Annotated in this window: 11 protein-coding genes; 4 read left to right on the top strand and 7 right to left on the bottom strand. The window is 33.8% G+C overall.

Features of this window, described 5'->3' with window-relative positions; translation table 11 throughout:
* Positions 1-14 precede the first annotated feature (14 nt).
* The 4 genes from ACJJVN_RS08520 to ACJJVN_RS08505 all read left to right on the top strand — a co-directional run bounded on the left by ACJJVN_RS08520 (position 15) and on the right by ACJJVN_RS08505 (position 2,962).
* Entirely contained in the window at positions 15-1,097 is a 1,083-nt protein-coding gene (locus ACJJVN_RS08520) for an L-dopachrome tautomerase-related protein (RefSeq protein WP_405377809.1), read from the top strand.
* A gap of 190 nt (positions 1,098-1,287) precedes the next feature.
* Complete coding sequence (locus ACJJVN_RS08515; protein ID WP_104514822.1) at positions 1,288-1,851, top strand: hypothetical protein; 564 nt, start codon at positions 1,288-1,290, stop codon at positions 1,849-1,851.
* Positions 1,848-2,288, top strand: a complete 441-nt coding sequence (locus tag ACJJVN_RS08510; RefSeq protein WP_405377808.1) for a hypothetical protein — start codon at positions 1,848-1,850, stop codon at positions 2,286-2,288. Before ACJJVN_RS08515 ends, ACJJVN_RS08510 begins: the two co-directional genes overlap by 4 nt.
* Before the next feature lie 47 nt (positions 2,289-2,335).
* Positions 2,336-2,962, top strand: a complete 627-nt coding sequence (locus tag ACJJVN_RS08505) for a hypothetical protein (protein ID WP_405377807.1) — start codon at positions 2,336-2,338, stop codon at positions 2,960-2,962.
* Positions 2,963-3,034: 72 nt separating this feature from the next.
* Here the strand turns inward: ACJJVN_RS08505 and ACJJVN_RS08500 are convergent, their stop codons facing one another.
* From ACJJVN_RS08500 to ACJJVN_RS08470, 7 genes are all read right to left on the bottom strand, one after another.
* Positions 3,035-3,841, bottom strand: coding sequence for a type 1 glutamine amidotransferase domain-containing protein (locus ACJJVN_RS08500; RefSeq protein WP_405368464.1), 807 nt, complete (start codon positions 3,839-3,841; stop codon positions 3,035-3,037).
* Between the two features lie 6 nt (positions 3,842-3,847).
* Positions 3,848-4,480: an NAD(P)H-dependent oxidoreductase gene (locus ACJJVN_RS08495; RefSeq protein WP_405377806.1), complete on the bottom strand. Its 633-nt coding sequence runs from the start codon at positions 4,478-4,480 to the stop codon at positions 3,848-3,850.
* 6 nt (positions 4,481-4,486) lie between these two features.
* Complete coding sequence (locus tag ACJJVN_RS08490) at positions 4,487-4,951, bottom strand: MarR family winged helix-turn-helix transcriptional regulator (protein WP_405377805.1); 465 nt, start codon at positions 4,949-4,951, stop codon at positions 4,487-4,489.
* Positions 4,952-5,145: 194 nt separating this feature from the next.
* A complete protein-coding gene (locus ACJJVN_RS08485) occupies positions 5,146-6,714 on the bottom strand; it encodes a PH domain-containing protein (protein WP_405377804.1) in 1,569 nt (522 codons plus the stop codon).
* Complete coding sequence (locus ACJJVN_RS08480; protein ID WP_405377803.1) at positions 6,707-7,213, bottom strand: PH domain-containing protein; 507 nt, start codon at positions 7,211-7,213, stop codon at positions 6,707-6,709. The genes ACJJVN_RS08485 and ACJJVN_RS08480 overlap by 8 nt, the downstream gene beginning before the upstream one ends.
* Positions 7,214-7,298: 85 nt before the next feature.
* The gene (locus ACJJVN_RS08475; protein ID WP_405377802.1) at positions 7,299-10,973 is read right to left on the bottom strand and encodes a metallophosphoesterase; all 3,675 of its coding nucleotides are present in this window, start codon (positions 10,971-10,973) and stop codon (positions 7,299-7,301) included.
* 87 nt (positions 10,974-11,060) lie between these two features.
* Positions 11,061-12,509, bottom strand: a complete 1,449-nt coding sequence (locus ACJJVN_RS08470; protein WP_405368454.1) for an L-serine ammonia-lyase — start codon at positions 12,507-12,509, stop codon at positions 11,061-11,063.
* Positions 12,510-12,731 lie beyond the last annotated feature (222 nt).

The raw sequence follows: 12,731 nt of genomic DNA, 5'->3' as shown, positions 1-12,731 counted from the left end.
TCTAACTTTACATCATGAAAAAAAATATAGCAATTCTATCTATTTGTTTAGCAATCTTTAGTTCTTGTAAAGATAAAACTAGAGATACCGTAGATATCAAAGTTTCTGAATCAATAGAAATTATAGAACCACAAATAGATGTGGTGACAGAGTTTAAAGGACAGCAAGTTACCGGTGTAACCTTATCTGATTCTGGACGTATTTTTGTAAATTTTCCTAGATGGAGAAAAGGGGTTACCAATTCTGTAATGGAAATAAAAGAAGATGGGCAGCAAATGAGCTATCCTAATCATGAGTGGAATTCATGGGAAATAGACCTACCAATAAGTGATACACAATTCGTAGGTGTGCAATCTGTTGTAGCTTTTGAAAACCTTTTATATGTAGTGGATACTAGAAGTCCTTTATTTAAAAATGTACTGGACGCTCCACGTGTTTATGTGTTTGATTTTAATACAGATGAGCTGGTAGAGACTATATTTCTAAATTCAGATAGTTATTTTAAAGATTCTTATATCAACGATTTAAGAGTAGATAAGGAAAATAACAAAATCTATTTAACAGATTCTGGACATGCAGGATTAGTGATTGTTGATTTAAAAACTAAGAAATCAACGAGAGTTCTAACAGATCATACATCTACTACTGCTGAAGTTTCTAGCTTAACTTTTAATAATAAGGTATGGAACAACACTGTACATTCTGACGGAATAGCTCTGGATACAAAAAACGACCGCCTTTATTATCATGCACTTACTGGTTACAGTTTATATTCTGTAAGTACAGATTCATTAGTTTTATCTAGTGAGATAGAAAAAAACGTAAAACTAGAAGCAAAAACTGCTGCTCCTGACGGAATGATCATTGACCAATCAGGAAATCTATACTACGCAGATTTGGAGAGTAATAAAATACAATACAGAAAGCCAGATGGCTCTATTCGCACGCTTGTAGAAGGTGATAAAGTAAAATGGGCAGACACTTTTAGTATCTATAATAACTACTTATATTTTACTAATTCTAGAATTAATGAGGTTACACCAGATATTTCTGAAATGAGTTTTACGGTAAACAAAGTTCTATTACCTATTGATTAATAGGTAAGTCTCACATTACATTTTAAGGCTAATTGTAAATTAAAAAACAATTAGCCTTTTTTGATTTATACAATTGGAAAGATTTGTTTTTGTTGAGCTTTTTAAAAAAGTCTAGAACTAGTCTTCTATTCTGCCGGCTTCTCTCCTATTTTACTTTAAATTTGTTTAGAATTTAAACTAAATACAGCTCATGAAGAGACATAAGGCCATTAGATTCTTTATGGTAATAACTGTTTTTATAATGCAGATTACCTTCTTGTTAATGACCTTAAAAGAGAATTATGAATCTAATAATTTTCTAATAGTTACCTCTGTACTTCTTATCGCTCTCACTATATTCTTTGGGTACCGGTATTTAGACTTGCATCATGAAGATCATTCTTATGAAAAAATATCTGTAGTTATTTGGGTTCCCATAGGTGCACTAATTTGTTATTCCCTTAATGTTTATGGAGATTTAGGCAGTGTACTTGCAGCAGGGATTACAGGAACCACAGCATCATTTATACCTGCATTAAACAAAAAATCAGATTACTTAAAAAAATTACCTGCCGCTATTTATTGTGGTGCATTTGTAGGTATGTCTAGTGTAGAAATATCACCATCTGTAGGTTTTATAGTTACTGCTGGTGTACTGACAGGTGTCTTTTTCATGCTCTCTAAGAATCTATTCTTAGGTATAGGTGGCAAACTAGGTTCGATTGCCTTTTTGGGTGTGGTAGTCATATATTTATTAAACTGGTTATCGATATGAATTATGTAATCATAGTACTAGTCGGTATATTAGGATCTGTTCTTACCTATTATGTAAATGAACATTTAAAGCAAGGCGCAGTAAGAGCATCTGCACTGTTAGCATTAATAGTAGGTTTGTTTTTTTATATTTTCCCTGATGTATTAAATGAATATTTATCAAAGAGTATACCTATAGTTTTTATAGGTACTTCATTTATAGGTATGGTTGCCTCACATTCTAAAGGTAGTTATTTACGTCTCGCTCTTGCCGGTATTCTCTTCAGTGTGATATACATTAATAAAGGAAATTTCTTTAATGGTTATGGTGGTGCATTAGGTACTATTGCTTTTATCGCGTTATTAACAACTATGGCTATTTCAAATGCTTTTTCTAAGAGAAAAAAGGTCAAAAAGAAAATAAAATCTATTAAAGAAAAGGTATTTAAAAAAGAATAAAAACTCACAATAAATAGTTCTTTCTAACCTATAAAATCAACAGTATTATGAAAAAAATAGAACCTTTTAAACACCCAAATGATGCTATTTCTATACTTGATAATGGTGGTCGATTTTATAACATACTCACTAGAGCAGACGACGGTATTATTTCTAAAGCCGAACTAGGAAAAGTAGGTGGGCTTTTTAATGACCAACAACAAATGATTCTATTTTTAGAATTATCACTAGCACAACTGGACAAGACACAAAAAGCTGAAGTTCTTTCTAAACTAGATGAGAATCTTAAAGAAACATATTTAAAGTATAAGCCACAGGAATTTCTACCATCACAAGTACAATCTACTGGTATTAAATCTGCAAACACCATCATCACTGGTATCCCCAAATTAACGGAGTCTAAAAATGATTTTAACGGTTTTATAATGGTACCTATTATGACCGGCAGCGTTACAACGTTTACCATGATTCCTATCATGGATAGATATGATGTGTATGAAATAAGAGATCAAGAATCTGATATTACTTTCTTAATCGCTCATATAAAAGGATCTCAAAAACTACCAGAAAATCGAGTTAAAATAGCTGGTGTTCTAAAAGAATTAAAGGACGATAAAAATCAAGAAATCGCTGAAAAGTTATTTCTAGAATCTGTTTACTACATTGATTTATAGAGAATTTAAGATATAAAAAAAGGGCTTACCTCTTAATAGAAATAAGCCCTTTTTAAATTTATATAAATAGAATTATTTAACCGCAGCAAATAATTTTTCTGCTACTAGTACAGATGATGCAGGGTTTTGACCTGTAATTAAATTACCATCTTGTAATGCATACTCAGACCAGTCATCTCCTTTAGAATAAATACCGCCATTTTCTTGAAGCATATCTTCTACTAAGAAAGGCACTACATCAGTTAATTGTACCGCATCTTCTTCGGAGTTTGTAAATCCTGTAACTTTTCTACCTTTAACTAGTGGATTACCATCAGTTCCCTTAACACTTTTCAATGCAGCAGGTGCGTGACATACAAATCCTACTGGTTTATCCTGACTATTAAAAGTCTCAATTAAACTTATAGAAGTTGCATCGTTTGCAAGATCCCATAATGGACCATGTCCACCTGGATAGAATACTGCGTCATAATCAGCAGCATTAACGTCAGTTAATTTGTGTGTTGTATTGATAAGTTTTTGAGCTTCCTCATCCTTATCAAATCTTTCTGTAAACTCAGTAGCAGCATCTGGTGATGCACTAGAAGGGTCGATAGGCGCTTGTCCACCATTAGGTGTAGCAAGAGTAATTTCTACTCCTTTATCTTTTAAAGTATAATATGGTCCTGCAAACTCTTCTACCCAGAAACCAGTTTTCTTTCCTGTATCTCCTAATTTATCGTGCGATGTTAAAACAAATAATACTTTCATTTTATTTTCTTTTTTAATTTTACTGTTATTTTCTAATTCAGCTGTTTCAGCCTTATTTTCTTTCTTCTCACTACAACCTAATGCTGCAAATAGAACAAAAGCGATAGCTATATTTTTAAACTTCTTCAATTTTCCTTAATCAATTACTGTGACTAATTCCTCTGTACTTCTTCTTACTTTCTCAAGATTAACTAACCAGTCTTCAGACTCGTTTCTGTAACCTATAGGTAGTAATACCGTACTTCTCAATCCTTTTTCTCTCAATCCTAAAATTTCGTCTACAGCATCTGCATCAAAACCTTCCATAGGTGTCGCATCTACTTCTTCAAATGCAGCAGCAATCATAGCGTGCGTAAAAGCAATATAAGCTTGTTTTGCAGCATGGTTAAAACTAATCTCGTCAGCTTGTTGTGGATAAATACCTAACAATTGTTGGCGGTAATTTTCCCAACCTTCATTTTTAAAACCTCTCTTTTCATTAACTAGGTCAAACATGTAGTTGATACGATCTTCTGTATACTTATCCCATGCAGCAAACACTAATAAATCAGAACAATCTGTTACCACAGACTGATTCCATGCGATAGGGCGTATTTTTTCCTTTATCTCTTGACTTTTAATCACAAAAATCTCAAAAGGTTGTAAACCACTAGAAGTAGCTGCTAGTCTAGCTGCTTCTAGAATTCTATCCATTTTGTCCTGTGGTACTTTTTTACCATTCATAGCTTTTGCAGCATATCTCCACTGTAGACGTTCTAATAATTCCATATTAATTTATTTATTTTGTTTATTTTTTTGTTCACTTAAAACTTCTATCCACTCTTCTAGAGTTTCTTTTAAAGTCATAATATCTGGTAATTGCACATTAGTCGTTAGTAACACTTGCAATAATTTATCTGGCACCTCACTGGCGATGGTTTTAAGTTCTTTACCTTTTAATGTCAACTCAATAAGAACACTACGCTCGTCACTTTTAGATCGTTTACGTTCTATTAAATGTGCTGTTTCCATCCTCTTTAATAGAGGAGATACCGTGTTTGTATTGAGATATAGTTTTGATGTAATTTCATTTACAGTCACACTATCATTTTCCCAAAGAACGAGTAATACAAGATATTGAGGATAAGTAATCCCCATTCTATCTAAGTACGGTTTGTAAGCCTTAGTCAGTAGTCTCGACACAGAATATATCGGGAAACATACCTGACTGCTCAATTTTAATTGCTCTTCTTTGTTCATTTTGTAATTTGTGTCGTGCACGATACAAAGGTACTATATGTTTGTAGATACAAATGTTTAATAAATGTGAAAGTTTTAAGAAGATAAAATTAGAAAACACCTCAAATCTAATTACTATTAAAAATGCATATAGGAGTTCCGCTTTCGCGAAAGCGGAATTATAAAAATTATAATCAAAGAAAGGAATTATATATCTACATCCATTTCTGTTCACTGCAAATCACCTGATTGTTAACAGTATTAATCAATGTATTTAATTGATCTTCTTTGAAATAACGCAACCCTCTTGTACCAGCTGCTGTATGTAATTTAAAATGAGCCTCTCTCCTACGTTTAAGAAATACACTGCGCCATTTTTCTACAGCCTGTGTTTTAAAAATAGGTGAGATAATAGTTTTAGGGAAAAGCCATCCTTTTTTAAATACCACAAAATCATCGTCCTTAACAATCTTGCTTTTTTTACCGTACATAAATGCCATACAGATCAATAGAATCATGAATAATAACAAAGGAATGATAGCTAAGTATTGCTCAAAATAAATGGCAGTCCCTACACTAGGTATTATAAAAATAGAGAGTATATAAAAACGTAGCCGCGCATGAGACCATGGATTGCAAATCAACTCAATTTCAGTTTCTTCGACCGGTTGTTTAAATATTAAGTGCTGTAGAACCTTTTGATGTGCCACCGTACATGCAGGAACAGACACATGACTTAGTTTATCATTAGTAGACTGTGCTTGAAATATTTGTGCCGTTTGAAAACCTAATAATTTCCTCAACGGATTAGAATGAAACTCTAAGATCTGAACTTTACTTAATGGTATTTTGATCTCCTTTTTATTTAATAACCCCATTTCAATTTCTAGATCGGCACCTTTTTTTACCATGCTAAAATTCCAATACTTATTAATTGCTAGTATCAAACTTATAATTACAGAGAAAAACAAAAATGCAACAATGGTAGCAACTGCCAGACCTATACTCGTTCCAGAAATAACATTTTCAAAAGAAAACTGCTCTAACCAGTCGCCAAAATACTCTTCTAGAATCTCCTTAATATTGTACCAACTACCGAATACAACACCTATGGCTAGGCCTCCACTTTTTAAATGATTTTGTGTTATACCTACTTTGAGAAGGTCCATTAAACCTAGTTTAAGAATAGGTGTTTCTATCTGTTCCTTTAGCTTTTTATAGGTTGTTTCTTTTTTAATTGTATTTGCGGTTGTATCGTTAAATTCCGTATTAGATTCTAGATCATTGTTAACAATGGCAGATTCTGTTTCTACATTAAAAACTTCTACTATTTCTTCTTTACGTTCTTGTAATAGCTCTTTAAATTGGCTTGCAAATTCTCGATCTAATCCAGGTATTTCTAATTCTTTGGCTTTAGATCCTGCAGTATCGACTTCTAGAGAAACGATACCTAGAATACGTTGCACAACATTTTGTGTGATATTAATGGATTGTATACGTTCTAGAGGTATTGCTTTGCGCTCTTTTTGAATAAGTCCTTTTTGTATAATCAACTCGTCACTCTCTAGGTGAAAAGTAAAATAGATATACTTAATTACAGGAGATACTAGTGACATAATCACTACAAAAGAAATTAATGCGATGATGTACCACGCTTCTTCTCCCATAGACCTAGTACCTATGGCTGCAAATAAGAAATAAAATAAAAGTCCTTTTATACTTTTAAAAAGGTAAAAGGCTATGATCTTCTTACTTTGTCTTTGTGGTGTCGATAAATTAAGCATAGTGCGATAATTTACCTGAGATATACTCCTTTAATTTTGCAGCATCTTCTGGGTCTAGACCACTTATACTTAAATCACTAGAGCTACCACCAGCAGTAAAAATATCCAGTTGACACAATTTAAACATGCGGTCTATAGGACCATGATTGATCTCGGTATGTTGTATTCTATTAAATGGTACCGTAATCTGACTATGAAACAGCCAGCCTTTTTTATAAGTAATATCTTGTTCTCTAAGTACATAACCTCTTACGAAGTAGCCTTTATACGCAAGAAAAATAGTAATAATCAATGTTACTAACCATATACTACCAGTGGTTTGCCATACCCATGGATGTTCACTAGCAGTAAAGTAAGGTATAATTACACCTGATAGAGATGGTACAAAAATGAGCAAAGTTGCGATTAGTTTTTTGTTCAAAAACCTCTTAGGGTGTTTTTGAAAATCAGTTTCTTCTATATTAGGTAAGCCAGCGGCTAGAACTTGGTCGTTAGTCATCATACTTTATTAGTGGTATAAATGTACTGTTTGTTACGTTTACCGTCAATATTACGGAATATAAAAGAAGTAAATTATTCCATAACTATTTAGAAAGTATAAGACCTAATTGTAATCTACCACCTTCTGCACCATGGAAATAAGAAACCTTAGAGGTAAAAAGTCCAGACATTCCTAGATTAAATCCACCACCATAACTGTTATAAAATTTAGAACTTTTTTGATTTTCTATACCTACCTGACCTATATCAAAACCTACGTATGGTGTAATACGTATAGGTAACAATCTTGTTTTAATAGGTTTTAAATCTAATAAAACATCACCACTTGCATATATGGAGTAATCACCTATAAAACGTTCATTTCTATAGCTTCTTAATCCGCTGTTGTTATCTAGCATTGCAGCTTGATAAAAATGAGGCCTATCTCCTATTCTAGTTTGTGCACCTAGATTAGTTTTTAAAACGATGGTTCTATTATCATCTATCGCATTCCAGAAGGTAAGATCTGGATCTATAGAAAAGAAATTACGCTCGTTAGATAAATCGTCAGTAAATGAAATATTTGCTGTAAAAAGCATTCCTCTGGTAGGGAAACGTTTATTATCTAGGCTCTGATAAGTATAATCAGCATGAAAATTTAAATAATCTTCTCGTTGCGATTTGATCTCTATTACATCAGGATAATCACTGTTAAACTCAACTGCTTTATAGCCTATACCTAAATCAAAAGTACTACCATAACCACCTATCTTTTTAATGTGCAAGTCAGCTTCTTGTCTTTGAAACTGTACACGATTTGTGTCATAGTCAGTGTCTTTATCAAATGTGGATAGATTGCCATATCCGAAGAAATTCTCAGTATAATTATTAGTAGTAAGTTTTGCATTAAACTCTAGATTCCAGTGTCCTAAGGCATTTCCTAAACCTGCGTTAAAATCAAATTTTGCAGATTGTGTGAGTGAATAATATTGAGCCTTTATTCCATACATAGTGGTATAAGGATTGCGCTCATAACCTATTTTTATTTTTTCAAATCCTATGGTAGGACTAAAACCATAATCTGGGTTATAATCTAATATAAAATCTACTTTACGGCTTGTACTAGGGACTCTTTCTGTATCATAATGGTTGATATCATAATCATCTCTAAAAACAACTTTAGCACCCTTATTTGATTCTAATTTATTCTTCTCTGACTTGTAATCGTAGACTTCTATTTTACGTCCTTTATCTATGTCATAAACATCATTTCCTTTACCTCCAGAAATGACTATTTTAATTAAGTTATCTCCTCTACCACTTACTTTAAACACATCATCGTCATCTAATCCATAAATCCAGATTTCCTTAGTCTTCTGGTTATCAAAAGACCTTGAGAATAATACGGTACCTTTTTCTCCATCTTTAATGCGATATGCTTTTATGTCAGTAATTCCATTAGGCAATCTATTTATCTCAAATAAATCATCTTTATCAGTTCCTTTTAAGGTCTGAAATGCTAGAAAATGATCGTAATAGCGAGTTACTATATCTTTTAAATTTGCTTTACGAGCGATAAGATCATCTTGAGTTTGCTGCCATAAGTCATCTCTAACTTCTATGGGCATTTCATTAAATGCCTTAGCAACTATATCAGGTGTTAGATGGTCCTGTATGTATTGAACTTCTTTTAACCATAAGTCAAAACCACTGCGTTGTATAACAGCGCGATCTAATTTAATAGCACTCTGACTAAATTCTTTAATATGAGGAATGTCTGGACCATAAACACCAAATTGTCTAGCTCCTTTGACATACTTGCGCATAAAGTCTAATAAATTACCATCAAATCTTGCAAACACCTGATCTCTATCTCGTGGCACCGCGATGTAAGATTTCTTATCCTCATCTTCTGTATCTACTATTTCTGCCCATCTCCACTGGTCTTCATGTCTGTCCCAATCACCTAATAACATATCAAAAATACGAGCACGTATAAAGAGCTTTTCATCCACACGGTTTTTTTCATCCTCTCGCATTTTTTCAAATAAATCTGGCGTGCTTTCTACATCTTGATTATTACCGAACATGTGACGGTTATCAAAGGATTTATCTGGTTTTTCTACGATCATGTATAAGCGGTCACCATGTATTTCATTAAAATCACCCAAGGTCTCTTGTTTAGGCACGTAGTATAAAACAGGATGTGTGTGGTTTAAATCAATAGCTCCAGCAAGTCTAGGTACTGCAAACGCTCCATAAGGATGTGCTGCTGTATAAAAATCTCTTATAAGTTCTTGTGAAAATGTCCCACCAAAATATTCTTCTACATCCACAGTTCCATAACCAGCACTTTTCAAGAATTGTATCGCATCTTTTTCTAGCGCTCTCATATTATATTCTCTATCGAGACTATCTACCAGTCGCAATCCTTGAGTCTGGTTACCACCACCAGCTCGCTCTACTTTAACACCTCCATATAAAGTATCGAGCATTACTACCGGAGCTTTTACTTTCTTACCATATAAATAGCGGTAATGACGCCCATAAAATTTCTCATAATCGTCATCTTTATCCACTTCTTCCTGTGAGTATACAGATGCTTTCTTAAATCTATCTGTAATAGGTTTTAAAGAATCTAGATGGAACTTTTCCGCTTTCGCGAAAGCGGAACCGCCATAAACCTCTACCACATTTCCATCTTTTACTTGATAGAAAAACACTTGAGAAGATTTATCCTTAAAAACTCGCAACTCAGCATAACCATTAACACCGCTACTCAAAACTCCTTTATCTCCTAAACTGGCAATTCCGGTATGCACAGTAGAACCAGAAATAATCTGCTTTATGTTTCCATGATCCATGTATTGCAATGACTTCTCATGAGCACTTAAAAAGAAGACACGATCCAGATCACTGCATGCAGCTTTTATTTCTTCCATTAACTCATTCATCAATGGATTATAACGGTCCTGTCTAGAAACACCACCTTGCGATCGTATAAAACTCCATGCGCTACCTAACACCGGTACATATAAATTATCTACGCTTGGTTTAAATACAGTAGATGGTCCCATCTGGCCGCCATAAGTTCCATTAGAATATAAAGGATGGTGCATCGCAATAATAACAGTCTTGTGTCGCTGTTTGCGCATCTCGTCAGATAATGCTGCAATGAATTTTTCTCTGGTATTGATCTCGCACTCATCGTTAAACTTAGGATTTTGATCCCAATCTTCTATGTACCATTGAGAATCTACTATAATTAAGTGCATGGTGTCAGATATGTCTATTTCTTCCATAGGACAGCCATTTTCTGGTTGAAAAGCCTCGTCGTTACCCAATTGGGCTTCTACCATTTTTTCTATGTTCTTGAGCCCTTCAAGTCCCTCATCATTCCAGTCTTGGTTACCTGGCAGTACATAAATGTTATTCTCAATTCCTTTAATAAGTTGCAGTCGTTCTTTAAAAGCATTTTTATCTGCTACATCTTTGTCTTTTTTATTAAAGTTTTCTGAGTTTACATTATCACCTAATATTAAGGTGTAATCTGTGTCTGTTGTTTTAGACTTTATATCATTAATTATAGCTTTAAAATCATCATTAGGAGATGTTTTTGAATTAAGATTACCTAGTAGAAAGAAGCTCCTATATTCAGAGTCTGTAGTTTTAAGCGTTGTATTTTCATTATTTACAAATTGTAATGATTTTACAGCACAAGAAGATAGTGCCAGAAGTATAAATACGACGACAATGTTAAAATGAATTTTTCTGATCATGTAATTTAAGTAGACCTCAAAGGTATCAACAAACAATTTGTATAATTGCCAGCATTTTCATAAAATCTAGATAAATAAACCGCGATTTTAACAATCAGACAGTGCTACATTTACTGCAAGACCACCTTCACTAGTTTCTTTATACTTTGTATTCATGTCTAGTGCTGTTTGCCACATGGTCTCTATCACTTTGTCTAGAGGTACTTTGGCATTTTTAGCATCGGCATCGAGAGCCATTTCACAAGCATTAATAGCTTTAATTGCTCCCATTGCGTTACGTTCTATACAAGGTATTTGTACCAGTCCACCTATAGGATCACATGTTAAACCTAAATGATGCTCCATTGCTATTTCACTCGCCATAAGAACTTGGGCTGGTGTACCACCCATAAGCTCTGTTAAAGCACCTGCAGCCATGGCACTACTTACACCTATTTCTGCCTGACAGCCACCCATTGCAGCACTTATGGTCGCTCCTTTTTTAAACAACGCTCCTATTTCTCCTGCGACTAATAAGAATTTCTTTACGTCGTTAAAATCTGCATCGTGATTTTCTATGGTCATGTAATACATGATTACAGCAGGTATAACACCGGCACTACCATTAGTAGGAGCAGTTACCACACGACCTAACGATGCATTTACTTCATTTACAGCTAGTGCAAAGCAAGAAACCCATTTTAAAATTTCTCTAAATTTAACCTCAGTATTACGTATAGCTTCTATCCATTCTTCTTTATTAGAATACGGTTTTCCTTTCTGTAATCGATCATGGGTGTCATATGCTCTTCTTCTCACATTAAGACCACCTGGTAAAACACCTTCTGTATGACAACCTGTGTACATGGAATCGAGCATCACGTCCCAAATTTCTTTAAGTCTTTGATCGATGTCTACTGGATCGTGTAGGTATTCTTCGTTTTCAAGAACTATTTGAGAAACAGATTTGTTTTCTCGCTCGCAATATGCTAGTAATTCTGTCGCCTTAGAAATAGGTCTAGGAAAACATTCAAAAAGGGCTACTTTACGAGCAGATCTTTTACGTTCTTTTTGAACAAAGAAACCGCCACCTATACTATAGTAAGTTTCAAAAACGACTTTGCCGGTATTTAAGGTAGCCTTAAATCTAAAACCGTTGGGATGATATGGTAAAAATTTACGGTGAAAATGTATTTGAGTCTTAGGATCAAAATTAATTAAGTGCACACCGTCCAGTTGCAATAATTTTTGATTTGTAATATAATCTACTATTTGTGGTATCTCATCTATGTCACAAGTTTGAGGGTCTGCATTTGTTAATCCTAATATACAAGCTAGGTCAGTAGCATGACCTTTACCAGTAAGAGATAGAGAACCGTACAAGTCTACTTCTATTTCTTTAACTAGATGCAATCTATTTTTATCCTTCAGTTTTCCTAAAAAGTTACGTGCCGCTCTCCATGGTCCTAGCGTGTGAGAACTGGAAGGTCCTACACCTATTTTGAGCATATCAAATACACTTATAGCTTCTATTTTTACTGGGGTACTTTGTGACATTCTTTTTCCAAATTTGCTGGGTAAAAGTAAACATAATGTAGGTTATAGACACTTTAATTATTAAATAGTGATTACAACACTTTAAAATTAATAATTCATTAGTACGACTGCCATTGTAAGACAGTATTTTACTGCCATATTTAGCTCAATAAATAAGGAGAACTTTGGTTTTGTCCGCTTTCGCGAAAGCGTAACACACATAACACATTTTATAAAACATAA

Origin of the sequence: Nonlabens sp. Asnod3-A02 (assembly GCF_045063755.1) — a bacterium.
Classification (GTDB): domain Bacteria; phylum Bacteroidota; class Bacteroidia; order Flavobacteriales; family Flavobacteriaceae; genus Nonlabens; species Nonlabens xylanidelens.
Note: the sequence above shows the minus strand (reverse complement) of the source record. Positions and strands in the feature narration are given on the sequence as shown.